Here is a 26,089-nt window from a genome sequence, read left to right on the forward strand (position 1 = left end):
ACTGTGCAACGCTGGCAACAGGACGGACGGCCAGCACCCTGCCGCGCCTTGTTCACGATATATTCCTCCCAACGACGACACCATGGAAATCGGATGGCTATGATTATGAAAGAGTTTGTTGATGCACCTCTATCTGTACCGACGAACTCCAATGCAGACCTGCGAAATCGATTCGCTCGACAGGGGTGGTATGCCCTCACTGCGGAGCAGCTGTCGACGCTTCTCCACTTGGAAACGAGCCGGTGTGCACCGCTAGTGGCTATTTGGGATGATCTTCCCTTGGATGCATATCTTCGGGATGGCGGACGGTATCGACGGCGGCGCCATAGTAGTTTCATTCAGACGCTGGGCCCGAAACCCGTCGCGGAGGGCTTACTCCCCGTACCTCATCGAGCCCATTGGCAACCAACGACGTATAACGCCTTGCACGGCGGTATAGAGCGCTGGTTTGCGCCACTCTCTGTGCCGCTGACGCAGGCAGCGGCATGGAAACCGCTATTGCTGGGCTTGGGAGAATTTTTTGCTTCCATCCGTCCCGCTGCACAATGGTTCATTGAGGCACACCAATTTCGCATCACCACGGACGGAGGTGTCGGTCGGCCAACACCGGAAGGCGCGCATCGAGATGGGGTGGATTTCATCGCAATCATCGTGTTGCAACGGCAGAAGATCCATGGCGGCGAGACCCGCGTCTTTACCCAGACGGGTACAGAGTTGAGTCGCCTCACCCTGTCCGAACCTTGCAGCGTGCTTCTCTTGGATGACACCCAAGTGATCCACGAGACCTCTCCGATAGAGCCCAGCATAAACAACGAACTGGGCTGGCGGGATACCTTGGTGCTGACGTATCGGGCAGAGGGTTTCCTGGATCCGGAGGATCGATAGGGTATCTCACCACGATCTGAGACCATTTGGGCAATCCTTCGGCCTTGACAATCCTGAGTACCGTTATAAGATATATCTAAGATAGTAAGGATGTGGCCTTGAGGCCAGCCCAATCGGGAGTCGATAGTGAAGCAAGGAAACGGGAGATGTCAGGACGCAGAGTACCCGCGGAGATGTGGGGGAGGACGGCGTCGCGGACGGATGCTCGATCAAGGGATGTTGCGCTATGTCGTACTGCGGCGGATTGCCGAGCAGCCACGACACGGTTATGACCTGATCAAGCTGCTAGAGGAGCAGTCTGGCGGCACATACAGTCCTAGCCCCGGCATGATGTATCCCATGCTCTCCATGCTGGAGGATCAGGGAATCCTATCGGTCACCCTGGAAGGGAATAAGCGTTTGTACCACTTGACGGAGCAAGGGCAAAAATTCCTGGCCCAAAACCAGGCGCTGGCCGCCGCCATTGAAGAACGGCTAAGCAACTTGGGAAAGGACGCTGGAGAGCAAACCCGAGTGCGTCTGCGCGCATTGCAGGACGCAGTGCATGAACGCATTTCACTACCCGGGAAGTCCCCGGAGTGGATGCTGCAGGTACAAGAAATCTTGGCAAAGGCCCTGGAAGAAATCCAGGCATTGGATCGGTAGGTTACGAGAAATCTTGGAGGAATACGGAATGAATTCGATTGTGATGGGTAGAGGAACCGGACGAGGGATGGGCCAGGGAAGGGGGCGAGGAAGAAGAGGGATAAAAGTGGGTACCGGACTAACTCGTGACCCTGAAAGTTTGGATAGACGTCCGAACTCGGCACAACGGAAAGCGCACGTAGCCGATATTCGAGCAAATATTGCGCGGGGCCCACGGGACAGCCTTACCGCCAGCGAGAAAGAAGGCTTATTACTCATGCGAGAGGAAGAGAAAATTGCCCGCGATGTCTATCTGCGTCTTTTTGAGCGCTGGGGCATTCGTCCCTTTGGTAATATCATTGGTTCAGAACAAGCACACATGGATGGTATGCTAGCTCTGCTGGACCATTATGGCTTAGAAGATCCCGTGCAAGGACTGGGTGTGGGTTCATTTCACAGCTCGACACTGCAAAGGCTCTACAATGACCTGTTGGCCCAGGGCCTGCGTAGTGAAGAAGAAGCGATTCGCGTGGGCTTGCTGATCGAGGAACTAGACATTGCCGACCTGCAGCAGGCCAGCAAGCAAACCGACAAAGAGGCGATCCGCATGGTGTATCGTGAGCTAGAACGTGGCTCACGCAACCATCTTCGTGCATTTTATCGCTGGAAGGAAAAAATGGGGATCGTCTACCATCCACAACATTTGTCACCAGACGAATTTCTGCGCACGTCCCTGTCTGCCCACGAAGAATGTGATTCGGAACACATTGCAGTTTCATAGAGAACGGAGATGCATGAGCGTGAATCTTGAACCAAGCCAGTCGCCATATCAGTTGTTGGGTGGGGAAGCGGCACTGCGCAAGCTGGTAAATTGCTTTTATGATCTAATGGACAGTGACGCGCAGTGGCATACCCCACTGCGCGTAATGCATCCTGAAGACCTCTCAGAGTCGAAAGAAAAACTATTCTTGTTTCTCTCCGGGTGGCTTGGTGGGCCAGACTTGTACGTACAAAAGTTCGGTCATCCTCGTCTACGTGCTCGCCATGCGAGCTTTCCCGTAAATAACCAAGCTCGAGACCAATGGATGGAATGCATGCTTGAGGCCATGAAGAGGCAAGCAATAGCGCCTGAAGTTCATGAGCACCTGCAGACAGCCTTGCAACGAACGGCAGATGCCATGCGTAACTGTTGATAGGGACAACGGCCGACTGCAGCGATTCCGAAAGCATTTCTTCCGAGGTAAATGTGGTGGGGGTACAGATGGAACGCGCTGTTGGACTGCCAATGATGGCCCCAATCGATAGCAGTAGATTAAAGCCAGACGTCGCGAGATATCCCATTTCTCGTTGCCGGGATTTGTGTGTCCACCAATCTTCGGGAAATATTGTGATAGCGCACGGTAAGGTTTGAATCCTGCCTTTGGTTTCTTTTTAGATGAGGTAACAATTTCTCCGTGGACAATTGGTATTCTCATTTTCCAGCGCTACAGCAGATTTCCGATCCTGTGGCTTTGCAGGCACTGCAGCAGGTCGAACGCCTGTCGCTGTCACATGGTACCGTAGTGTTCGAGGAAGGCAGTCCTTGCAGCCGTTATCTATTCGTTCTGTCCGGCTCGGTTCGGGTACAGCAGTGCTCGCCCCAGGGAAGAGAGATTGTGCTCTACCGAGTGGGGCCGGGAGAAACGTGCATACTGACCACCGCTTGTTTGCTTAGTCATCACCGCTACCCGGCCATGGGCCTTGCCGAAACCCCTGTACAGGCCATTACTCTAGCTGCGGATGCTTTCCAACAAGCCATTGCTGCCTCGGCATCGTTTCGTGACTTCGTGTTTCAGGCCTATGGACAACGTCTCAGCGAGATGCTCCTGGTGATGGAAGAAGTGGCATTCACCCGCCTAGATGTGCGCCTAGCGCGCCGGCTTCTCAGCTTGAGCGGTGACCAGGGACATTTGACGATTACTCACCAGGAACTTGCCCTCGAGCTCGGTTCGGCGCGGGAGGTGATCAGCCGCTTGTTAAAGGATTTTGAGACGCGGGGATGGCTGCATCGCCGTACCGGCTTGGTGCAAATTCTGGATCGCCAAGCACTGGAACGTCTGGCGGCGGATGTTTGGTGATTAAGTCACTGCAACCCAAGGGTTCCACCGCTATGCTGCTACCGTATCCACTATGCGGAGCAGCGTCATGTTAAACGAAGGAATGGTTGATCGGGGTATCCGGGTTTTGGTTGGAGTGGGTTTGTTGATACTGGTCTTTGTGGGTCCGCAAACCCCTTGGGGGTGGGTCGGCGTGGTACCCCTGCTGACGGGCCTGGTGGGCTGGTGTCCACTTTACTCTCTCCTGGGGTTGCGCACCTGTCCACTGCGCAAATAAGGCGCTGTAGGCTCCTTTAGACACTGTCTGGCAAGGGGGCTTTTTCCCCTTGACATTACAGCAAGATGCAATGCTAGCATTTATCCATAAGGATTTCCTTATCCATTTAGGGGCCTCCAGAATCCTGTGACTGCTTGCAGCACTTCGCCCAGATTCACCTCTTTCCCCCGCAGCTACGGCGGGGGACGGCTGGGTGCCCTATTGCGAGCCCGGATGACGGTCCTTTTCAGCCTGATCCTGTTGTTGCTGCCATTGGCTGATGCGGTGTTTCCGGACTTTTGCCATTGCAGCCGGATGGCAGAAATGTCCATGACAAGCATGCGGGACATGCCCATGCATTGCCCAATGATGGACGGAAAAATGGCCATGCCCGGGATGCAGGGTCATTCCTGTGTTGCGCTCTGCGCCTTGGCCCATGCCCCGGATGGTTCGGTCTTTGGCCACCTCATTCTCCCGGCAGTCTCACTCTATGCGCTCCTGTGGTTCTCATTGCCGCCGTTGCGTTTTTCCATCGCGACGTTCCTGGATCTCGTCTTGGTTTGGGCGCACCCGCCACCCCTTTCGCAGGTCCGGCTACTGATCTGAGTTTTTCCTGAAGACGAGCGCCTCCCAGCCCGTTGGGCGGGATTGTCCGTGTCATTTTCAGGAGAACGCCATGATTTCCTTTCCGGAGAAATCTCTACCCTTCCGCTCCAGGCATGCTCTCGCTTGGATCATGCTCGGATCCGTCGCCGGTCTGCTGACCCCGGGCCAGGCGACCGCCACGCGGCTTGACCTCTCCGCCGCCGAACGCCTGCTGCAGCAACAAAACCCGAGCTTGGCCGCCTATCAACAAAAGATCCAGGCATTGCGTCACCAGGCAGTGGCCGCAGCACAACTGCCAGATCCCCATATCAGCTTGGGAGCCGTTAATCTCCCTACTAACAATTTCTCCATGAACCAACAGCAGATGAGCATGCTCAGTGTGGGGTTGAGTCAGACCTTTCCTCCCTTTGGGCAACTCGCGTTGCGGGGTCGGCAATTACGCATGGAGGCGACCGCAGAGACCGCCATACGCGCGGAACGGGCAGCAGAGCTGCGTTGGCTCTTGCAACAGAGTTGGATCCAAGCGCAGGTAGCGCACCAGGAACGCAGCATCCTGCAGCGTCAGAAACGGCTCGACCAGATGACGGAACAGGCAGCGGTAGACGCCTATCGTGCCGGGAGAGTGGACCAAGCCGCGGTATTACGCAGCCAACTGGCCCTCGCCAACTTGGAAAATCGAATGGACCAAGTCCGCGCCCAACAACAAACGGCCCTCGCTCGGATCGCCGAGCTTTTGGGCTCCACTTCGGCCCTACAACTGCGTTGGTCTTGGCCCCATTTGCAGCCGCCAGCGCCGCTAGCCGCACTGCAAATGAAGTTACCAGGGCAACCGGCATTGCAAGCCGCCGCTGCCAGCAGTCGCGCAGCGGCCCTTGCAGTCCGGGTAGCGCGCACAAATCTCTTGCCATCCATAACCGTAAGCACCGCCTATGGCCAGGATTTTATGCCGGGTAGTCCCAATTGGCTCTCGATTGGCGTCAATCTGAGTCTCCCGATCTTTCCCGGAGATCGCCAGGACCAAACCATAGCCGCGGCCCAAGAAAAAGAGATGGCTGCGGAAGATACCTACGAGGAAGAACGACTACGCTTGGCACGTCAGATCCATACGGCCTATGCCCAGTTCCAGGCAGCTGATGCACAGTACCAACGCAGTGAAAAAACGTTGTTGCCCCTCGCAACGCAAACCTATCGTGCCGAACTCGCTGGTTTCATCGCCGGGCGAACGTCCATGCAATCGGTTCTCCATGCGCAGAACTCGGTACTGGAGACAGCACTGCAGGCCCTGGTCGCCAGAGAGAATCAAGCACTCAGCAGCGCAGAACTGGCATACCTAGCCACCCAATACCAAGGAGCGCAATCATGAACCGGAAGATTCTCGTTTTTTCCCTCGCGTCTCTCGGAATTGGGGTAGGGATCGGGGCAGCAAGCGTTCTGCTGGGATCCGCTTTTTCCCCCACGACCACTTCAATACCAGTCGCGAAGCATCCCGTCGAGAAAAACTCATCTTCTCCTGCCAAGCCACGTATTCTCTACTGGGCAAACCCCATGAATCCCGCCATTCATGCGAGTCATCCCAGGAAAGACAACATGGGAATGGCCTACATCCCGGTATATGCCCACGCGCCAACAGCCTCGTCTCCTGGTCTGGCAGTCAACGCGCGGATGGCACAAGAGCTGGGCGTGCACACGGTTCCTGTAATGCAGCGGAAAATCGGCCAGGTGTTCTCTACCGTCGGGACAGTCGCCATCGACCAAAACCGCGTATTCAGCGTTACACCGCGTTTTTCTGGGTGGATCCGGAACTTGGCCGTCCGTGCGGTAGGCGATCCCGTGCAGGCTGGAAGCATCCTGGCGCAAATCTATTCGCCAGAAATGTACAGTGCTGAACAGGAGTACGTGCTTGCGCAGGAAGACGCCAACGCTGGCCCTGCGGTCGGGCGATTACGCAGTGCTGCGGGGGAACGTTTACGACTGTTGGGGCTATCCCCGAAGGCGATACACGAACTCGCAAAGACTGGGGTGGCGCAGGCTCAAGTCCCCATTGTGGCGCCCGCCTCCGGTGTCGTCGAGCAGATCGCTGTCCATCAAGGCGGATATCTGTCGGCAGAGAGCAGCCTCCTGGAAATCGCCAATCTGGATCGCGTCTGGGTCCAAGTGGCGCTGTACGGGTACCAGCTGCCGGGAGTGCGCGTTGGCGATCGTGTCGACCTGCGCTCTCCCGACTATCCCGGCAAGGTTTGGCGTGGCCGGCTGCGTTTTCTGTATCCCACCCAAAGCACGCAGAACCGAACCGTTACGGCACGCTTGAGCGTTGCCAATCCCGGTGGCGTATTGCGTCCTGGAATGTATGTGAATGCGCGCGTGTGGACCCAAGTGCAACCGCAGCTAGCCGTTCCCGACAGCGCCATCCTGCATACAGAGCGGGGAGACTTCGTCATCCTTCGCCAGCAAGGTGGGCACTTCCTACCCGTGGAGGTCCAGGTGGGACCCTCCGCGGATGGCTGGACGGCGATCGAACAAGGGCTACGCGCTGGCGAGCGCGTGGTCGACAACGCGCAATTTTTACTCTACTCCGAGTCCCAATTTCAATCGGTGCGCGCTCGAATGCTCGGTGGCAATGAATCTGGCAGGGCAAGTGCCCCGACCCATTCTGCCTCAGCCCCCGCACCCTCGGTTGCTACCAATCAGTCGGCAAAGAAGCCTTCTACCTCCATGGCCGGTATGCAGATGGGAGGCGGACATGATTAAAGGCATCGTTCGTTCCTCCCTCGACAATCCATTGATCGTCATCCTTGCGGCGCTTCTCACCGTGGCGGCAGGAATTCTGGCGATTCGCGCCATTCCCCTGGAAGCGATCCCGGATATCTCGCCTACCCAGGTTATCGTCAAAACCAGTGATCCTGGACAAGCACCACAGGTGGTGCAGGACCAAGTGACCTATCCCTTGGAGACCACCCTACAGGAGGTGCCTGGTGCCCGTGCGGTTCGGGGCTATTCCATGTTTGGCGACTCCTACGTGTATGTGCTCTTCAAAGACGGCACCCCAATCTATCAGGCCAGGAACCTCGTTCTGCAGTACTTGGAGCAGGCGCAGAGTGAGCTCCCGAGCGGCGTGATCCCGGCGTTGGGTCCAAACAGCTCCGGGGTCGATTGGATCTACGAATATGCCCTCACGGACCCCAGCGGTACGCTTAATTTGGCGCAATTGACCACCCTACAGAATTGGTTTTTGAAATTCGCCATCCAAGGGATTCCAGGTGTAGCGCAGGTGGCCACCGTTGGGGGCATGGAGCAGGAATATCAGGTAGTCATCCATCCTCATCGCTTGCTCAGCTATGGCATCACATTGCCACAGGTCGAGGCAGCCATTCGTGCTGCCAATGGGGAAACCAGCGGGTCGGTCATTGATATGGGGGAGTCGCGCTACATCGTGCGAACGTCCGGCTATATCCATTCCCTTGCCGATCTGCGCCAGGTTTCTCTGGGGGTGCGCGATGGGGTACCGGTGACTCTGCAACAAGTCGCTAGGGTACAGTTAGGTCCGGTTCTTCCCAGCGGCATTGCCGAGTTGAATGGCCAGGGACAAGTCGTTGGCGGCATTGTGATGATGAATCAGGGCGGAAATGCCAATGCCCTCATTCAACGGGTACAGCAGAAACTGCACAAATTGCAGTCCTCCCTACCCCATGGCGTGCGCATCGTCACCACCTACAGTCAGCGTCCCCTCATCCAGCGCAGTATTGCAACACTCAGCGGCAAGCTGGTAGAGGAGTGTATTGCCGTCCTACTCATCACCTTCCTCTTTTTGTTCCGCGCGCGCTCTGCCCTCGTTGTATTGATCGCTCTGCCCATTGGTATCCTGGCCGCGTTTGTGGCCATGTATGCCCTGAGCATTCCCGCCAACATCATGTCCCTGGGAGGGATTGCGATTGCCGTTGGCGTCATGGTCGACGCACCCGTGGTGATGATCGAGAACATGCACAAGCGTATGGAAAGCGGGAAAATGAGCGATCCCTGGGCGGTGGCCCGGGAGTCGGCTTTGGAAGTCGGCCCGGCACTGTTTTTTTCCCTACTCGTGATCACCGTGTCGTTTTTGCCCATCTTTGCCCTCGGCGGCCAGGAAGGGAAATTGTTTTCCCCTTTAGCCTTTACCAAAACCTTTGCCATTGCCGCCGCCGCCGTGTTGTCCATCACCCTGGTCCCACTCCTCATGGCCTGGTTGATTCGCGGGCACATCCCTGAAGAGCGAAAAAATCCCGTGAATCGCCTGTTGGCGGCAGCGTATCGACCCGTTATCCATGGCGTTTTGCGAGCGCCGTGGCTGGTGGTTATCGGCGCAGGGTTACTGACGCTGACACTGTTCTATCCGTGGCAACGCCTGGGGACCCAGCTCATGCCACCTTTGAATGAGGGAACTCTCCTGTATATGCCCGTTGCGGAGAATCCGGCCCTCTCCTACGGAGAAGCAGGTGCCTTATTGCAGTTGACGGATCGCATCCTCAAAAGCTTCCCCGAGGTAAAAACGGTCTTCGGTGAGGCTGGAAGAGCACAGACCGCTACCGATCAGTCCCCGATTTCTATGTTCGACACGGTGGTAACCCTTCGCCGCAGACAGCACTGGCCTGCAGGGATGAGCCTGAACAGTTTACGCAGCAAGCTCAATCAGGCGCTCCAAATTCCGGGGCTCAGTAACGACTGGACGCAGCCCATCAAAGGTCGGGTAGATATGTTGACCACGGGTTTGCAGACACCACTCGGGATCAAGGTCGCCGGACCCAGGCTTGCCGTGTTGAACCGTCTTGGGCAGGAAGTGCAGAAGGCCCTGCAGCCGCTGCCCGGCACCCAGTCCGTGTATGCGGCCCATGTACTGGGAGGACGCTACATCGTCATTCACACCGATCGCGCGGCGGCAGCCCGCTATGGAATCTCCGTAGCAGACGTGAATCAACTGGTGCAAACGGCTATTGGCGGCAAGGTGCTGACCACGGCTGTCGAGGGGGTGGAACGGTTTCCGGTCAATCTGCGGTATCCCCGTACCCTGCGGCAGTCCTTGCAAGCCTTGCGAAATGCCTATGTCACAGCGCCGGATGGTACGCAAATTCCTCTGGCGCAAGTGGCCCAAGTGCGCATGGAAGCGGGGCCCGCCATGCTGACAAGTGACGACAGTCAATTGAATACCTGGGTTACCCTGGACCTCAAGCCCGGAACGAGCATTGGGGGCTATGTGTCTGCAGCGCAGCGGGTGCTAGCGAAACAGGTCCGTTTACCCCCAGGTTATACCATCGATTGGGTAGGCGAGTACCAAAGCATGCAACGGGCAAATCAACGTTTGCTCCTGATTGTCCCTGCGGTATTGCTGCTGATCGCAGTACTGCTCTACTTCAACTTTCGCAACATCGTTGAAGTCGGCATCGTCCTGATCACGCTGCCATTTTCCCTGATCGGCGGGCTGTGGCTGGTCTATCTCCTGTACTACAAGTTGTCCGTGGCAGTCATCGTCGGGCTGATTGCACTGTCTGGGGTAGCGGCCGAGTTCGGTGTAGTGATGCTGCTCTATCTGGATGAGGCGGTCTATCGCCGACGAACCCGAGATGCCCTGCAGAATTGGCATGATCTGCAATTGGCCGTGGTGGAAGGCAGCATGCTGCGACTGCGTCCCCTTGCCATGACTTTTACCTTGGTTGTGGTCGGCCTGCTTCCCATCATGCTCAGTCACGGAACCGGCGCGGACATGATGAAACGCATTGCCGCGCCGGTGATCGGCGGCATGTTCAGTGCCGCGTTATTGGCACTGTTGGTCATCCCAGCGCTTTATGCGCTGTGGCAAAAACGTCGTTGGAAATTTTCGTAAAAAGGAGAAACAAGATGGATCGTAGACAATGGATGAAGTCGTTTTTTTCGGCCCTCGCCCTGCTCGGATATGTGCGCATCGATCCCGCCAGTGCCTCTCCCATGGCAGGGATGATGGGGGGCATGATGGGAAATGGTTCCGATAAAGAGGGTATGGGGGCCATGATGTCGCCAGAAAACCGGGGGCCCATGCAGACCGGAATGGAGCTTTTCGAGAGACACGCGCAAGTTCATCGCAAGGTAACTTTTCTGCCCAACGGGATTCATGCCGTTACGATTTCTGCCGTGCCGGAAACCGTCGCCCTGCTGCAAGCGCACGTTTCCCAGATGTATGCGCGACTTGCGGAGGATCGCCCTTTTCCCTATCCCATCAGCCGTAGCGTGCCGGTGATGTTCGCCCATCCAACGCTCTACCAGCGCAAGCTCGATCTGCTGAAAGATGGTGTTGCCGTGACGGAAACGTCGAATGATCCAGAAATGGTGCGGGTGATCCACGAGCACGCCCGAGAGATTACCCGTTTCGTCAAGGACGGTATGCCCGCCATGATGCGCAACATGATGTAGTCTGCAAGGCACGAGAGACGGTCGCCGCAATGCCTCGTTGAGAAGTTGTCGGGCCAGACGGCTTCCCCACGGCACTGAGACCTGCGGTCGGTCGTATTGACGCCATTGGCTAACCCGTAGTTCAATGCCCTCCAATTTATACACTTGGGGGTATAGGTATGGCCCATGATCGGCAGGCGATCTTGCAGCGTATGGCAAGACTGGAGGGGCAAATGCGCGGCATCCGGCAGATGCTGGAATCCGACCGCGATTGCCCGGAAATCTTGGTGCAGATGTCGGCTGCCCGAGCCGCGCTCGATCAAGTGGCGCGGCTCGTATTCGAGGACCATCTGGATCATTGTCTGCTGGATGCGGTGCGCGAGGGGGATGCAGAACCCCGACTCGCAGAGATCAAGGCGGCCTTCGCCCGCTACTTTCTTCCCTGAGGACTGCCAAGATGCCTTCAGCATGGTTACTCGTGCTGGTCGCGGCATTTCTGGTGGCATTCCTGCATGCGATCTTACCCGACCATTGGATGCCGATCGCGCTCCTGGCGCGGACGCAACACTGGAGCATGAAGAAGGCCCTGCGTGTAGCGGCTTGGGCGGGATTCGGTCATATTGCGGGCTCACTGGTCTTGGGTATCGTACTCATCGCGCTGGGCTTTGGCTTGGAACAGACGTTTTCGGCATTTTCCCATGTCCAAGGCCAAATTCTTGGTGGCATATTGATTGTGACTGGTATCGGTCTTTTTGCCTGGCAAAGCCTGCGCGGTTCGTACCCTCACCCTCACGAGCACGAGCACGAGCACGAGCACGAGCACGAGCACTCGGCGCCACAAGGGTCTTGGTTCACACTGATGGTTGCCGGTGTGGCGGCTTCGCCCGATGGAGCCTTCGTTCCAGTGCTTCTCGCTGCCTTGCCCCTCGGACCGCTGGCCGTTTCTGCGGTGTTGCTGGTGTACTCTTTTTCGACGTTATTGCTGATAATCCTTCTGGTTTGGCTGGCAACATGGCTCGGGCTACGTTGGCGGTGGGCTTGGCTAGACCGTCATGGAGAGCGATTGAGCCCGATCATTCTCATCACGTTGGGGGCAATTTTTTTTGCTGGCATATAAAGGCGCGCAGAAGGAGGGCAATTGGATATTCTAACACTTTATGGCGCATCGGTGGTGACACTGATGATGATTTTTTATGCATTGGAAAGTAAATCATCATGGTACACCCTGGCATTTGGCTTCACATGCATTGGCTCGGCGATTTATGGATTCCTTGCGGGAACATGGCCCTTTGGCATAATCGAGAGTATTTGGAGCATTATTGCTTTTCGTAAGTGGGTTCTGCTGCGATGTAAGTAATTTTGCATCCATAAACCAAGGGTTGCGAATGACTGTTAACGCTGCCCTGCCGCCGTTGATCCCCGATGGTCGGCAGCAGATCAAAGCGGTTGTTCGGCTCCGTTGCCCAGGGCAATTACGGGGTTTCCATTTGCGTAATCATCAGGGCTACTTCAATAAGCTTTTTACCTTGGTTCATTGCCAATTTTCGCATACGTTTGTAGGCTTCTGATTCGTCGATTTGCAAATCGCGCATAAGAATCCCTTTTGCCTTTTCTATGGTCTTGCGCTCATTGAGTGCCGTGCGGGTATTGTTGAGCTCCTGACGCAACTGGCGGTACTCGGCGTAACGAAACGCTGCCACTTTCAGAATGGGGTCAATGTCGCGGGCAGTAATTCCATGGGCGACGTAAGCAGCAACGCCGGCCCGAATCGCGCGGCGCATCGTGTCTTCATCCTCTGGAGCTCCTAACACTACGACGGGCAATTCCAGGGTCTCACTCAAAAAAACGATATGTTCCAGAACATCGCGCTCGGGGGAGCTGGCATCGGCAATGATGACCTCTGCCTTGCATTCCTCTACCCGCTGCCAAGACAACGCCTTCCACGACAATACCGCGGGCACCGCGTGCCCTTCACCGACGAGTGCATCACGCAGGATGGATACTCGCGCTTCGTCGTCGTCAATGAGAACGATACGATACATGCGGATCAGGCTAACAGACGCAGCACTGCAGCGCGTACGACTTCGGATTCGCCAACGGGTGGATCGACAACAAAGCTGCAATCGGGTAAGTCACGCAACAGGTCCTGGACAAGCTTCGGTAGATCATCCCGCAAATGACGGCCGCGACTCCAGAATAAGGGCGTTATGCGAAAATCTCTATTGCCCTTCGCGTGCGCGGCAAAAACCGCCTCAGCGAGACTGGGTGACCACATCTCCAGGTAGCAGAGCACGACAGAGCGTTGCGGGTGGGCTGTCTGCAGTTCTCCTGCAATTCGTTCGAAAGGCCAGCGCCATTCTGGATCGCGGGAGCCATGGGCGAGGAGGACATGGACTGGTCCCATCATCGGCAACCGGCCTGTTGGGCAAGCCCAGATTCCTGCGCTGCCGGCCGCCAGGCAAGGACATCGCCAAGCTCCACCACAGCACCAATGATGAGCACGGCAGGGCTGGCGATGCCGACACGAGCAATCGCTATGGGCAACTCCTGAACCGTGCTGCGTACCTGCCGCTGTTCCAGGGTTGCCCACTGGATGGCGGTGGCAGGAGTGCTGGGCGACATGCCACCCGCCAGCAGACCGGCACAGATCTGCGTGATCTGGCTGATACCCATGTAGATGACCAGTGTATCTGCAGCTTGGGCGAAGCGTGACCAATCGATGGGAGGGGAGTTACGCGCCTGCTGGCCGGTGCAGAAAAGCACGGAACGGCTCATCTGGCGATGGGTCAGTGGGATTCCCGCATAGGCGGCGGCACCCATGGCACTGGTGATGCCTGGCACGATTTCATAGGCAATTCCCGCGGCGCGTAAGGCGAGACATTCTTCACTTCCCCGCCCAAACAGGAAGGGGTCGCCGCCTTTCAAGCGTACCACCCGCTGCCCCTGTCGCGCGGCACGGATCATCTGTTCATGGATCAGCAGCTGTGCAGTCGACGGCCGTCCCCCGCGTTTTCCCACATCGATGCGCTGACAGTCATCGGGCGCTAGCGAGAGAATTTCCGGGTTGGCCAAGGCATCGTAGAAAATCACCTCAGCCGCAGCGAGACGTCGCGCCGCACGCAAGGTCAAAAGCTCGGGATCGCCTGGACCAGCGCCGAGTAACGAGACCAACGGTGGAGAGAAGGACGGATTCATGGCACGTTCCTCTAGGCAGCGATACGGGAGAAGGAGTGACGCAGGAGGGCTCGAGCACTGGCGAGGCTGTCACAACGTCTGCTTAGCAACAGAAGCGCCGCAGCCTGCTCCGCCAGAGGGTGAGGAAGGGCTTGCCGGCCATCAAGGACGTCCTGAATGTACGCACTGGTGGCAACGACTGTGTTGTCTGGCAAGGCTAGCAGGTTGGGTGATGACCTCTGGTCCTTAGCGATGAGGATCTCCGTTTGTTCTTGCTGGCAGGCGAAGAGATCGGGGCGCCGCTGCGGGTTGGCAAAAGGTTCTCCCTCCGTCGCGCGAAAGCACAGGGCCGGCATTTCGTTGTGGATGAAAAACTCTTGCAGGCGCTGGAGATAGGGGGGTGGGTGACAGCAGCGCAGACGACCGCATCCTGTGGGGCAAAAGGGTGCAAGACTTTCAGCAGGGTATGTACACTGGAACGTATGCCCAGCTTCTCACGTAGGGCGAAGATTCGTGCCAGACCCGGTTGCCAGCAGGACAACGGCAGATAGGTCAAACCTTGAAGGTGCAGTAAGGTGTCCGCCTGGGCTATGGTTTCGGCGTAGGCCAGGCCCAAGTGTTGGAGGATTTGTATGCTATGAACCCGCCCGTGGGGAGAGTGGTCTTGGGAAGGCGATGCCGGTAGTGCATCGAGGTCTGGTCCATGCAGCAGAACCGGAACTCCACAGCGAGTGAGCACCAATGCCAGCAGCGGCAATAAATTGGCGCGCCGCCGCGTACCATTGTAACTGGCAAAGACCACCGGGCGTATTCGACTCGGACGCGCCAGGGTTGTCATACGCCCACGGATGGCGTCATGAAATCCCTGCAATTCCTCCAGGCTTTCGCCCTTGATACGATAGGCGACCCAAAAGGCGCCAGCAAAAAGTTCCGGTAGTTCTCCCTCTAACCAAGCAGCAAAAAGCGCTTCGGCTTCGCTTTTGCTGAGGTCTTCGGCATGTTCACGACCGCGGGCAACACGGCTGAGATATTCATTCCACATCTTCAGGACGCCTCGGCAAAGTTGATCTGCAGTAGCTGTTGGATCTCGGGTTTGCAAGAACCACATTCGGTACCCGCACCACAGGCCCGCATCACCCCTTCCAGGGTACTCTCGCCATTGGCGATGACTTGCACGATGGTCTTTTCGTCCACCCCCTTACAGGCGCAAATGCCGCGCGATCGTTGCCATGCCCCCAGATCTGCGGGTACGCGAGGTGCCAGCAGTGCCAGACGAAAGGGCTCCACATCCGTTCCATCCAGAAATAACTGACGTAACCAGTCCAAGGTTTGCAGGCCTCCCCACAGGCGTACTGCCGTCAACTGTCCATCCCGGATGCGCAAACGTTTGCTTACTGCATTCCGAGGGTCCTCATACAACAAGCTATCCGAACCCGATAACCCAAACTCCTCGTCCCAGCGTTGTGCCAGTGCGGTTGCCGGCGCCTGCTTTGCCGCTACGCGCAGCAGAATCGCTGGACCGCGCGCAGAAACAAGCGGCGTGATAGCCGCATAGGGGAATTCTCGTGCGAGTGTGCGTAATCGTTTGGCTTCTTTTCCCTCGTTGTCCTCTAACAGCACTGCGGCCTCCCAAGGAAGGTCTGCAGCTTGCAGGCGCACAGCGTTGTGTTTGAATTCCGGTTCCCCGGAATACGGATCAATTGCGGGGATCGTGACGTTATTGCATAGGGCGGCGGGCGCGTTGCGTGTGCCGAAATGCATCGGCACAAACAGCAACCCACGTTGCAGAGTCTCATCAATGCGCAACCGATACAGTGCCTTGCCCCGTCGACTTTCAATTTGGACCAACTCGCCCTCGTTGACAGCAAACTGCTTGGCGTCACTGGGATGAATGTGCAAAAAGGCCTCTTCCGCGCTGGCAAAAAGACTCGCGACACGCCCACTGCGCGCCATGCTGTGCCATTGATCTCGCAAGCGGCCGGTCGTGAGGCGTAAGGGATAGCGCGCGTCAATTTCTTCCGCCACACCGAGGTGCTCCGGCGCATGGAATTGAGCGCGGCCACTCGCGGTGGGGAATATCCCGTCTTCGTAGAGCCGTTGCCGCCCCGTTTTTGCCCCGGCGGGGAAAGGCCATTGCTGAGGCCCCTGCTGGTCGAGGATGGCAATGTCCAAGCCGCTGATGTCCAGATCGCGTCCGCTGGTACAGCGCCGATATTCTTGAAAAATGCTCGCCGTATCGCGAAAGGGGAACATGCGTGCCGCACGCTGGCGCCAGGATGGATCCCTTCGATCAGGCAGCGGTATACGCAATCGATCCAGGGCATCTCCGAGGGCATGGGCAAAATCACAAAAGATCTGCCAGTCGGGACGGGCAGAACCCGGGGCAGGCACAGCGGCCTGCAGATGGGAGATCCGCCGTTCAGAGTTGGTGACCAGCGCTTCGCGTTCTCCCCAACTAGCTGCGGGCAGTACCCAATCCGCAAAGGGCATGGTTTCCCCATCAAGATAGCTCTCTTGCAAAACGACCTGCTCGGCAGCCCGCAGTGCATGTTCAACCTGCTGCCGATCCGGGAGAGAAAGCACGGGGTTGGTGCAAGTAATCCAGATCGCTGCCAATTCTCCCTGTTCCAGAGCCTGATACATCGGTACAGCAGTAAGCCCAGGGGTAGGGTGCAGCGCGTCGATCCCCCAAAGTTCGGCGATAGCGGCCCGGTGCTCGGCATTGGCAACTTCTCGATGCCCCGGAAGGAGCGCCGGCATACCCCCCGTCTCTCGACCACCCATGGCATTGGGCTGCCCAGTGAGACTGAGCGGACCCGCGCCGGCCCGTCCGATCTGCCCGGTTGCCAAATGCAGGTTGATCAGCGCCACATTGTTGTCGGTGCCATGGGCCGATTGATTCAGCCCCTGACACCACAGCGACAGCACTGTCGGCGAAGTGGCAAAGAGTTCCGTCGCCCGTTGCAGATCGGCTTCCGATATCTGACAGATCTCGGCAACCCGTTGTGGTGTATACTCCTGCACTCGCTGTTTGAGTTCTCCCCAGCCTTGGGTGTGGTTGCGGATAAAATCCTCGTCCAGCCAGTCATTCCAGATCAGCAGGTGCAGCATGCCGTGGAATAACGCTACGTCGGTGCCTGGCAGGATGGGCAGAAAGAGATCGGCAATACTTGCCGTCGCGGTGCGCCGTGGATCAACGACGATGATGCGCAATTCTGGCCGTTTAGCCTTGGCCGCCTCGATGCGACGAAACAAAATGGGATGGGCATAGGCCACATTTGCCCCGACGATGAATAGACAATCCGTCTTTTCGAGATCGTCATAACAGCAGGGTACCGAGTCCATACCCAGACTACGTTTGTACCCCGTCACTGCAGAGGCCATACAGAGCCGAGAATTGGTGTCGATATGATTGGTACCGAGGAAACCCTTGGCCAGCTTGTTGGCAACGTAGTAGTCCTCCGTTGGCAACTGCCCGGACACATAAAAGGCGAGTGCCTGCGCTCCGCGATCACGATAGATTTCGGCCCAGCGCGTCGCAATCTGGGTCAGACTCTCCTCCCAGCTGCGCTGCTGCCATTGCTCGCCCCCCACCCGTTGCAGCGGAACAACTGCCCGACCCGGACCGTGCACGGTTTGCGCCAGGGTTATCCCTTTGCTGCACAATTGGCCGAAGTTGGCGGGGTGCTCCGGGTCACCCCGTACCCCGAGAACTTGCGTACCGTCATGCTCGATGAGAACCCCGCAACCGGTCCCACAGTAGGGGCAAACGGACTTGCTAAGCATCGTCGTAGTCAGCGCGCTCATGGCTGCGCTTCCGACAAGCCCAGCCAAATCTCCTCACCCTCCGTTTTCAGGGGAAAGGTCTTTACGCAGCCTTGATCGGGAGGCAGAGCTTCGCCACGCTCCAGATCGATCTGCCAGTTGTGTAGCGGACAGAACACTGTTTTGCCTGAGACAAATCCCTCCGAAAGAGGGCCGCCACGATGCGGGCAACGATTGTGTACCGCAAACAGTTCTCCCTCCTCATTACGCAGCACGGCAATCTGCCCGGCGGGGGTGTCCACATAACGACCACCACCCAGAGGCACGTCACTTACCTTCCCCAGAGGAAACCAATCCATTTTTGCCCTCCTTAGGCCGAAATCCGGCGTAATGGCCCAGCGTGAATGTCCAGACGACCCGCGACCGCTTCCGCCCAGGGGTCCTTTTCTTGGGCAATGGCAAAGTCCAACGCCTGGGCTAGGGCCTTGCGCTGCTCCAGGTCATCGACGACCCGCGCTTTGATACGTTCCAGACCGACCCGCTCCACCCATGGCGCGGTACGTTCCAGGTACTGCGCATCCTCTCGATACATTTGCAAAAATGCTTTACTGATCTCGATAACCTCGGCCTCGGTCTTGACCTTGGTGAGCAAATCGGCGGCGCGCACCTTCATCCCGCCGTTGCCACCGACATAGATCTCCCAGCCAGAGTCCACCCCAATGACACCCACGTCCTTGATCGTGCTTTCGGCGCAGTTGCGTGGGCAGCCCGAGGCGGCGAGCTTGACTTTGTGGGGTGCCCACATGCGTTCCAAGTTTTTCTCGAGATCAATGGCAAGCTGGGTGCTGTCCTGTACTCCAAAACGACAAAATTCCTTGCCCACGCAGGATTTCACCGTACGCAGTGCCTTGCCATAGGCGTGTCCGGAGGGCATATCGAGCTCTGCCCAAATGACCGGCAGTTTCTCCTTTGCAACGCCGAGCAAATCCAGGCGCTGTCCCCCGGTAAATTTGACCATGGGGACGGCATGACGCTCGGCAACTTCGGCAATGCGCTTCAATTCGGCTGGCGTAGTCACGCCGCCGTAAATGCGCGGAACGACCGAATAGGTTCCGTCCTTTTGGATATTGGCGTGGGCGCGCTCGTTGATGAATCGCGCCGAGGGATCATCTTTTCCCTCTGCTGGCCAAGCAGCACGCACATAGTAATTGACCGCCGGACGACAACTGGCACAACCACCAGGGTTACGCCAACCGAGAAAACGAAATGTTTCCCGAACAGATAGCAATTTTTCCTTACGAATGGCATCGCGCACTTCTTGATGAGTGTAGTCCGTGCAAGCGCAGATGGCTTTTTTTCGTGCGCTTCCGTCGTATACGCCACCGAGTGTGCTCATCAATAATTGTTCGACGAGACCGGTGCAGGAGCCGCAGGAGGCACTTGCCTTGGTACATTTGCGCACCTCCTCGACGGTAAATAAGCCCTCCCGAATCGCATGCACGATTTGCCCTTTACTGACTCCATTGCAGCCACAGATCTCGGCACTATCGGGCAATCTAGCTGCTTGGCTGGCCCCGGAGTGTCCTGCGTCGCCCAAATGGGTTTCTCCAAAGAGAAGGTGGTCACGCATGGTGGAAATATCACTTTCTTGGCGCAGGTGTTCGAAAAGCCAGGGACCGATGCTGGTGTCGCCGTACAACAAAATCCCCTTGATTTTGCTGTTTTGTAATACCACCTTTTTGTAGATTCCTTGATGTGCATCGAGCAGGGTGAGTTCTTCCGTGTCTTCACCGCCCAAGAAGTCCCCGGCAGAAAACAGTTCAATCCCGGTGACCTTCAGCTTGGTGCTAGTGACGGAACCTTCATAGCGCATACGTCCATACTCGGCCAGATGGTTTGCAGCCACCTTGGCCTGCTCAAATAGCGGTGCGACTAAACCATAGGTCATTCCGCGGTGCTGGACACATTCCCCCACGGCATAGATGCGGGGATCGTAGGTCTGCAAGGTGTCACTGACCAAAATTCCCTGTTCGCAGGCGAGGCCAGCATCTTTTGCGAGGGCGATGCGCGGACGAATGCCCACGGTCATGACCACGATTCGAGCGGGGATGCTGCTGCCGTCCTGGAACTGCAAACCCTCTACCCGGTCGGTACCCAGCACCGCAGCGCTTTCTCGCTCCAGTAAAAAGCGGATGCCACGCGCCTCCATTGCCTGCTGCAGCATGGCTCCACCGCGAGCGTCGAGCTGCTTATCTAAAGGCCAGGCCCGTCGATGCACGACGGTTACCTGCATCCCCCGGGCATTCAAGCCATGGGCCACCTCCAAGCCGAGGAGGCCGGCGCCGATAATAACTGCTTCCCCGCCTTCTGCACTTACCTGGGTCAGCGCTTCCACGTCACGCATGTCACGGTAACTGTAGACGCCGGGAAGATCCTTGCCGGGGATGGGCGCCAAGGCCGCTGCAGCGCCCGTGGCAATGAGAATCCGGTCATACGGAACCGTTTCCCCCTGCTCGGTAATCACTTTGCGTCGGACCCGATCGATCTTCGCCACCGGACTGCCGGTGCGCAGGGTAATGCCGTGCTCGGCATACCAGTCGTGGTCGTTGAGGATGGTTTCCTCCAGACGCATTTCGCCAGCGAGCACCGGGGTGAGCAAAATACGGTTGTAGTTGGGGTGCGGCTCGTCGCCAAAGACCGTGATTTCATATAGGTCTGGCGCCATCTTGAGCAACTCCTCGACGGTGCGAATTCCTGCCATGCCGTTGCCGATTACCACCAGGCGCGCTTTTTTTGCCATGTTGCCCATTCTCCAAAGAAAAAAGGCGTAGCCAGCCGTAAATGCTGACGACGCCTTTGCCGTTTCACATACCAACAATCAGATGGATTGCTTCAACTAATTCCCAGCAAATAACATGCCATTGTGTGATACTGTCATTTCAATGGGTTACAATCGTCCAGATAAGTCTGTTGCCGTATGACAGTGCAAGGCATGGTGCAATCTGCACTATTATGGGGAGATTTTAGAATGCGGCATTCACAAAAACCCAGGCGCCTTCGGTGTTGACCCCGTAGTGACTGCTGCGGTAGTCGGCATATTGGACGCCAGCAGTCCAGTGGCGGGAAAAATGATGAATCGCCGACAGATCAACCTCGTGACCGTAGGATTCGCTTTGATAGGCACTACGAAAATCATAGTAGGTGGCCTCTAGAGCCGTATCCAGAAGCTTCCCTTCAAGAGTGAAATAGAGGCTGCGCAGTCCTTGTTTGGGAGTGGTGAGAAACACTTCCGCCCAACCGTTGAAAGCATGCTTGGTAGCCAGGGGAGTCTGGAAGCCATAGCTACCGTTGTGATTGCTCCCCATCACCATGTAGTTGGCCAACAAACCTACTCCAGACCAGCGCAGGCCACTGCCAAGATGATAATACTGGGCATTGATCAGCGAGCTACCACCATCGTAGGGTAACTGCTTGGCATAGCTGGCGTCGTAAGGAATTTGCAGCTTTTCCGCAATCGGAACCACTCCCTGAAACCGCAGCCCGAGAGTCTGGCTATTGCATACCTGTGCATTGCCGACCAGAAAACACGCAGCGGCCCCCGGAATTGCGCTTTTCGCCTGATTCCCATACCAGTAGCCAAAGGCCTGAGCATGTAACAGTGACGAAGGTTGCCAGTGGGTTTCCGCGAGAAAGGTTTTACTCGGAAGATTTTCGTTGAGAATATTCTTGATGCGCCAAATGTACGCAGCGTAGGTGCCAAAGGCAGCAGTGGGGTTTTCCTGCAAGGAGACGGCATCGAAGCTCTGCGGTGTTTGCCGGAAGCCGACGGCACCAACGAAGCGTTGGTCGTCCAGATTGATCTCCTGTCGACCTGCGCGCACCTGCAGGCCCGCCAGGCCGCGATATTGGAGGTAGGCTTGGTTGACGTTCACCTCCTCGGGGTCGGGAATCACTGCGTACGCAGTTTTGCCATTTACCAGGCTGTTGTAGTTATTGAGGATCCCGGCTACGTCGATGAATTGGATATTGGCGCTGAAGCCTGCGATGGGCTTGCTCGCCAGTCCGAGTAATGTCTGCACCGTAAAGGCATTCGCATCTCGCTTGCCCGCTTGCGACATATACTCGTAGCGGGGTCGTAGATTCAGGCTGACGGTACCCCCAGTGATTGCATTGGCAATCGGGTCGGCCCAGGCGATGCCTTGCGGCAAGACAACGGCGGCGAGCACTGCGGCACTAAGAATAGAACGACGAATCGAGAAATTACGCATAGCGAACTCCAGAGGGTAAAAGGGGGCCTGCAGCGGCAGTTATGCCGCTGCGGTAGCACTGCGAAAAGGGATCAATCCACGGCGGCAGATACTTGCAGTTTTGCTTGAGGGTTCGCGTGTCCAGGCGTGGAATGAGCTTGAGACCAGGAAAGCCATTGCTTGCGCAAAAGAACAACCATGAGCAAGGCCGAAGCGCTGAGTCCAGCAAATACCCCAAACCCACCGTGATAGTTGCCCGTCTGCTCTTTGGCAATACCGAGAACTACTGGTAGATAGAATCCTCCAACGCCGCCGGCGGCACCGATAATGCCAGTCATCAGCCCCGTTTTTTCCGGCCAACGTAGAGGAACCAGTTGGAAGGTGGCGCCATTGCCTAGACCAAAAGCCGCGTAGAGCAGCAAAAGGAAGAAAATGCTTACGCCCAGCGTTGGGGTCCACAGAGCAAAGTTGGCATCAATGATGCAGATTGCTGCGAGGAAATACTGCAACGCTCGTGCCCCAGAAATCCGATCGGCGACGATTCCACCAAAGGGGCGGAGGATGGCGCCGGTAAAGGCAAAGAGTCCCATCAGCATTCCCGCATCGACCTTGGGCAGGTGATACAGGCTCACCAGCAACAGGCTGACGAAGGCGGACATGCCGACGAATCCACCAAAGGTGATGGCATACACTAGGATCAACGCCCAGGTATCGCGTTCACGCAGCACCAAGAAATAGCGACGGGGTAAGAACACGAGCGCCAGAAACAACCCGTAGATCGGCAGCATCAGTAGTGCTGCCTTCCCATGTAAGCCTAGCCAGCCGCGCGGGGTGGCCACTGCCAGAAATGCCAGGCCTAAAAGCGTCAAGGCCCAACTCCACGCGGCGGGGGCTACTTTTCCCGTTTTTACGCTGCAATCTTTACCCCAGAACCAGAGGGTCAACGCCGCCAGCGCGAGCAAAGGCAGAACGGCAGCGGTTGCGTTGGTCCAGCCAAAATGGCCAGCCAACGGGGGAAAGAGAAAACCGTCGAGTACTGCACCAATATTGCCGGCTGCGGCAATGCCGAGGACGGTACCCTGAATTTTTGGGGGATAGTTGCTGCCTGCCATCGGCAATGCGACGGCAAAACTCGCCCCTCCGACACCCAATAAAATTCCCAGAATGATCAAGCTGTCATAGCCGAGAAGTCCGGGGTAGAGAGACAGAACCAAGGGTGGAATGGCGGAAAGAGCAACGCCGAGCAACGCGAGTCGGCGTCCATCTGCCGCTTGATACAGATTACCAAAACCAATGCGCAAAATCGCCGCAGACAGCACGGGGATTGCAACCAGATAGCCCTGTTGCATCGGAGAAAGGTGGAGGCTGTGGATCATATAGGGTGCCAAAGGACCATATAGCAGCCAAACCGTGAAGCCGGTATCAAAATAGAGGAAGCTAGCGAGCAAAGCGCGCCAATTGCCTGCGCGGAGTTGGGAGAGCAAGGATTGCATTGTGGGCTCCTTCAGCAGTGGAAAAACAAGAAGGCGTTCCTGACCACGAATGGTCAGGAACGCCTTTGTTCCGCGTCATCACCCACCGTCGGGTGATGCTCTGGAGGGACTTTAGCAGAATCCGTGCCAACTACGAGTCTAGTGTAAATTCGTCTACTTATAAATTAAAAACAATTAGTTACAAAGACATACAGGACGGATAATAAACCAACGTAAAAGTCCAAACCACGCACTACCATAGTGCAATTGCATTATTTGGGGTCCCCATTATGGATCATGCCGAAATTCTGATCGCTAGAACCTAGCTGGCTGTCATCAAATATTTTCGTTGCTCCCATGACAATGTCCCGCTCCTGGCAAGTCAATCGCCAAGGCTGAGAGTGGAGCCCGATACCGGAATGCTCATCCATAGGAATCGGGGCGTCGATCGTTGCTGCGGCTTGCCGATACAGATCTCCACGATACACTCGCTCGACCACGGATTGCGGCGAAATATGCGCTGGCCATTGGCCAGATAACCGCATCTGCTCTGCAATCCAATGTCCATGTTCCCGCCATGGGTATTGTGCCGCATAACGATGGAATACGTGCCTATCTGGATGCTGAGGTAAACCTGGTATGGCGCCACTCAATGCTGCAGCAACCGCGGCTTCCGGAACTTCTATTGCCCTCGCAATCCACGACGCGGCCTGTTGCCGTTGGGGTTCTAAGTCCAGCCAGCGGCCGGCAGCGAGTAGCGCCCGCAGAAGGGCTTGGTGCAGTTCTGGTTCCCGCGTGGCCCAGTCCTCGCGCACTGCGAGAACCTTTTCCATAACATTGTTCCAGAGAGCATAGCTGCTGATGATTGGCCTCCCAACGCCTTCCATCGCAGCAAGAGTGCCCCAAGGTTCACCGACACAAAAGGCATCGATTTCTCCATTGCGCAAGGCATTGACCATATAACGAGGCGGAACCACGCCAATATCCACTTCGCGCTCCACATCAAGTCCAGCCGCACGTAACCAATGGCGCAACTGATAATGGTGGTTGGAAATCGGCGAAACCACGGCGAAGCGCAGGGGAAGTAGGGATGGATCCGAACGCAACAATCCGTGCAGAAGCACGCCAATCTTGCCGGGCTCATCCGTAGCATCCATCCCCATCTCCGTGAGGCGTTGCTGCAGGCGCGTGCTTACCGTGATGGTGTTTCCGTTCAGGGAGAGGACCATCCCCGTAATGACGGGGATTCTGGGCGAAGCAATACCGAGTGTCGCAGCCATTGGCAATGGTGCCAAGGCATGTGCTGCAACGAGATCACCAAAGAGAAGGTGGTCCCGCAGGCTTGCCCAGGAAGGCTCCCGTTGCAAGCGGACCCGCAATCCCTCGCGAGCAAACAGACCCAGCTCCTGCGCGACGAGCAAAGGGGCACTATCGACGAGGGCAACGTAGCCCAGGGAAATTTCGGCGTCATTACGCATCCCGCGATCCTCCACAGCTCAAAAAAGAAAACCTCGCCCCTGCGAAGGCAGGAGCGAGGACGCCATTGTCAGCTTATAGCATGCAAGAAACATGCAAGACTGGCGGTGCAACAATCGGTGACCGTGCGATAGGGGATTGTTCATCGCGGAACTTGCAGGTACTGCAAAAAACGGGTGAGGGTGTGAGAACGATAGGGCGCAGTTGGTGCAACGAGATGAAGGGTCCAGTGGATCGTTTCGCCGATCCGGCGCGACAAGACCTGCCAGTCTGGTCGGTGGCGCAGAGCGGCGTTGGTAATGAAGCCAATGCCCAAGCCTGCCGCTACCGCTGTCCCCATGGCTTCCACCCCCATGACCTCGATGCGGATCGCGGGCTCCAGACCCTGCTTGCGAAATTCCTGCAACACCCGCTGGCGAACCCCCGACTGCGCTTCACGCCAGATCAGGGGCTCATTTACCAGATCGGCTAGGGTAAGAGAGGCTTTCTGCGCTAGGGGATGCTGCGCGGGGAAGATCGCCAGAATTTCGTCTTCTATCCACGGCGTCGACTGATACTGGGGCGGCAGAGAATCTACTGGGGTCCCTTCTTCTAGAAAGAAAAGATCCCAATCCATCAGTGAGTACTGCGACCAGTCGTTGACCCCGCCCCGTACGACCAACTCGACCTCCGGATGATCCTCACGAAAACGTACCAGATATGGGGGAAGAAAATAATTGGCAACGGTATTGGTTGCGGCAATGCGCAGAATGCCTTCCTGCAGTCCTTGGCGACGCTGCTGCATGTCATCCAATTCCGTTCGCAATGCACGCAGTTTTTTGCTTGGCCCAAGATAGGCTTCCCCCGCAGGGGTCAAGCGAACGCCACGGCCAACGGGGGTGTACAGTGCTTCTCCGGCAAGTTCCGTGAGGTGTTGCAGACGTTCGCTGATGGTGGGCTGGCTGCGGTGCAGGAGTTTGGCGGCTTTGCTGACGCTGCCTTGCTCGGCAACGATGAGAAAAGTCTCCAGCAAATCAAAGGGAATTTGCGTTATCGACATAGCCGATAGCTTATATAGGAATTACCGCTTTGATCAATGGGAAGGAGCTGTTTAGG

25 protein-coding genes are annotated in these 26,089 nt (G+C 56.8%); 13 read left to right on the plus strand and 12 right to left on the minus strand.

Features of this window, described 5'->3' with window-relative positions:
* Nucleotides 1-105 precede the first annotated feature (105 nt).
* The 13 genes from ORD17_RS08395 to ORD17_RS08455 all read left to right on the plus strand — a co-directional run bounded on the left by ORD17_RS08395 (nt 106) and on the right by ORD17_RS08455 (nt 11,977).
* Complete coding sequence (locus ORD17_RS08395) at nt 106-885, plus strand: 2OG-Fe dioxygenase family protein (protein ID WP_308390081.1); 780 nt, start codon at nt 106-108, stop codon at nt 883-885.
* Nucleotides 886-1,086: 201 nt separating this feature from the next.
* A complete protein-coding gene (locus ORD17_RS08400) occupies nt 1,087-1,530 on the plus strand; it encodes a PadR family transcriptional regulator (protein WP_308387916.1) in 444 nt (147 codons plus the stop codon).
* Nucleotides 1,531-1,558: 28 nt separating this feature from the next.
* Nucleotides 1,559-2,290, plus strand: a complete 732-nt coding sequence (locus ORD17_RS08405; RefSeq protein WP_308387917.1) for a DUF2202 domain-containing protein — start codon at nt 1,559-1,561, stop codon at nt 2,288-2,290.
* Between the two features lie 13 nt (nt 2,291-2,303).
* Complete coding sequence (locus tag ORD17_RS08410) at nt 2,304-2,702, plus strand: group II truncated hemoglobin (protein ID WP_308387918.1); 399 nt, start codon at nt 2,304-2,306, stop codon at nt 2,700-2,702.
* Between the two features lie 261 nt (nt 2,703-2,963).
* The gene (locus ORD17_RS08415; RefSeq protein WP_308387919.1) at nt 2,964-3,626 is read left to right on the plus strand and encodes a Crp/Fnr family transcriptional regulator; all 663 of its coding nucleotides are present in this window, start codon (nt 2,964-2,966) and stop codon (nt 3,624-3,626) included.
* A gap of 82 nt (nt 3,627-3,708) precedes the next feature.
* The gene (locus tag ORD17_RS08420; protein WP_308390082.1) at nt 3,709-3,882 is read left to right on the plus strand and encodes a DUF2892 domain-containing protein; all 174 of its coding nucleotides are present in this window, start codon (nt 3,709-3,711) and stop codon (nt 3,880-3,882) included.
* 213 nt (nt 3,883-4,095) lie between these two features.
* A complete protein-coding gene (locus ORD17_RS08425; protein WP_308387921.1) occupies nt 4,096-4,467 on the plus strand; it encodes a hypothetical protein in 372 nt (123 codons plus the stop codon).
* Nucleotides 4,468-4,537: 70 nt separating this feature from the next.
* Complete coding sequence (locus ORD17_RS08430; RefSeq protein WP_308387922.1) at nt 4,538-5,830, plus strand: TolC family protein; 1,293 nt, start codon at nt 4,538-4,540, stop codon at nt 5,828-5,830.
* Nucleotides 5,827-7,215: an efflux RND transporter periplasmic adaptor subunit gene (locus tag ORD17_RS08435; protein ID WP_308387923.1), complete on the plus strand. Its 1,389-nt coding sequence runs from the start codon at nt 5,827-5,829 to the stop codon at nt 7,213-7,215. Before ORD17_RS08430 ends, ORD17_RS08435 begins: the two co-directional genes overlap by 4 nt.
* Nucleotides 7,208-10,318, plus strand: coding sequence for a CusA/CzcA family heavy metal efflux RND transporter (locus ORD17_RS08440; RefSeq protein WP_308387925.1), 3,111 nt, complete (start codon nt 7,208-7,210; stop codon nt 10,316-10,318). Before ORD17_RS08435 ends, ORD17_RS08440 begins: the two co-directional genes overlap by 8 nt.
* A 14-nt stretch (nt 10,319-10,332) precedes the next feature.
* Nucleotides 10,333-10,881, plus strand: a complete 549-nt coding sequence (locus tag ORD17_RS08445) for a hypothetical protein (RefSeq protein WP_308387926.1) — start codon at nt 10,333-10,335, stop codon at nt 10,879-10,881.
* A 158-nt stretch (nt 10,882-11,039) separates the two neighbouring features.
* Nucleotides 11,040-11,306, plus strand: coding sequence for a metal-sensitive transcriptional regulator (locus ORD17_RS08450; RefSeq protein ID WP_308387927.1), 267 nt, complete (start codon nt 11,040-11,042; stop codon nt 11,304-11,306).
* 11 nt (nt 11,307-11,317) lie between these two features.
* On the plus strand, nt 11,318-11,977 hold the full coding sequence (locus tag ORD17_RS08455) for a hypothetical protein (RefSeq protein WP_308387928.1): 660 nt from the start codon (nt 11,318-11,320) through the stop codon (nt 11,975-11,977).
* A 355-nt stretch (nt 11,978-12,332) separates the two neighbouring features.
* On the opposite strand, the gene ORD17_RS08460 is transcribed toward ORD17_RS08455, so the two are convergent.
* From ORD17_RS08460 to ORD17_RS08515, 12 genes are all read right to left on the minus strand, one after another.
* The gene (locus ORD17_RS08460) at nt 12,333-12,902 is read right to left on the minus strand and encodes an ANTAR domain-containing protein (protein ID WP_308387930.1); all 570 of its coding nucleotides are present in this window, start codon (nt 12,900-12,902) and stop codon (nt 12,333-12,335) included.
* A gap of 5 nt (nt 12,903-12,907) precedes the next feature.
* On the minus strand, nt 12,908-13,267 hold the full coding sequence (locus ORD17_RS08465; RefSeq protein ID WP_308387931.1) for a CbiX/SirB N-terminal domain-containing protein: 360 nt from the start codon (nt 13,265-13,267) through the stop codon (nt 12,908-12,910).
* A complete protein-coding gene (cobA, locus tag ORD17_RS08470; protein ID WP_308387932.1) occupies nt 13,264-14,055 on the minus strand; it encodes a uroporphyrinogen-III C-methyltransferase in 792 nt (263 codons plus the stop codon). The genes ORD17_RS08465 and cobA overlap by 4 nt, the downstream gene beginning before the upstream one ends.
* An 11-nt stretch (nt 14,056-14,066) precedes the next feature.
* Nucleotides 14,067-14,249, minus strand: coding sequence for a hypothetical protein (locus ORD17_RS08475; RefSeq protein ID WP_308387933.1), 183 nt, complete (start codon nt 14,247-14,249; stop codon nt 14,067-14,069).
* A 2-nt stretch (nt 14,250-14,251) separates the two neighbouring features.
* Nucleotides 14,252-15,076 carry a DNA-binding protein YbiB gene (ybiB, locus tag ORD17_RS08480; protein WP_308387935.1) on the minus strand — a complete coding sequence of 275 codons (825 nt, stop codon included), beginning with the start codon at nt 15,074-15,076 and terminating at the stop codon, nt 14,252-14,254.
* Between the two features lie 2 nt (nt 15,077-15,078).
* A complete protein-coding gene (locus tag ORD17_RS08485) occupies nt 15,079-17,841 on the minus strand; it encodes a molybdopterin-dependent oxidoreductase (protein ID WP_308387936.1) in 2,763 nt (920 codons plus the stop codon).
* On the minus strand, nt 17,838-18,158 hold the full coding sequence (gene nirD, locus ORD17_RS08490; RefSeq protein WP_308387938.1) for a nitrite reductase small subunit NirD: 321 nt from the start codon (nt 18,156-18,158) through the stop codon (nt 17,838-17,840). The genes ORD17_RS08485 and nirD overlap by 4 nt, the downstream gene beginning before the upstream one ends.
* Before the next feature lie 11 nt (nt 18,159-18,169).
* Nucleotides 18,170-20,599, minus strand: a complete 2,430-nt coding sequence (gene nirB / locus ORD17_RS08495; protein ID WP_308387939.1) for a nitrite reductase large subunit NirB — start codon at nt 20,597-20,599, stop codon at nt 18,170-18,172.
* A 223-nt stretch (nt 20,600-20,822) separates the two neighbouring features.
* On the minus strand, nt 20,823-22,067 hold the full coding sequence (locus tag ORD17_RS08500) for an alginate export family protein (protein WP_308387941.1): 1,245 nt from the start codon (nt 22,065-22,067) through the stop codon (nt 20,823-20,825).
* A gap of 71 nt (nt 22,068-22,138) precedes the next feature.
* Nucleotides 22,139-23,539 carry an MFS transporter gene (locus tag ORD17_RS08505; RefSeq protein ID WP_308387942.1) on the minus strand — a complete coding sequence of 467 codons (1,401 nt, stop codon included), beginning with the start codon at nt 23,537-23,539 and terminating at the stop codon, nt 22,139-22,141.
* Nucleotides 23,540-23,790: 251 nt separating this feature from the next.
* On the minus strand, nt 23,791-24,996 hold the full coding sequence (locus ORD17_RS08510; protein ID WP_308387944.1) for a CmpA/NrtA family ABC transporter substrate-binding protein: 1,206 nt from the start codon (nt 24,994-24,996) through the stop codon (nt 23,791-23,793).
* 140 nt (nt 24,997-25,136) lie between these two features.
* Nucleotides 25,137-26,033: a LysR family transcriptional regulator gene (locus ORD17_RS08515; protein WP_308387946.1), complete on the minus strand. Its 897-nt coding sequence runs from the start codon at nt 26,031-26,033 to the stop codon at nt 25,137-25,139.
* Nucleotides 26,034-26,089 lie beyond the last annotated feature (56 nt).

Origin of the sequence: Acidithiobacillus sp. AMEEHan (assembly GCF_030996345.1) — a bacterium.
Lineage (GTDB): Bacteria > Pseudomonadota > Gammaproteobacteria > Acidithiobacillales > Acidithiobacillaceae > Igneacidithiobacillus.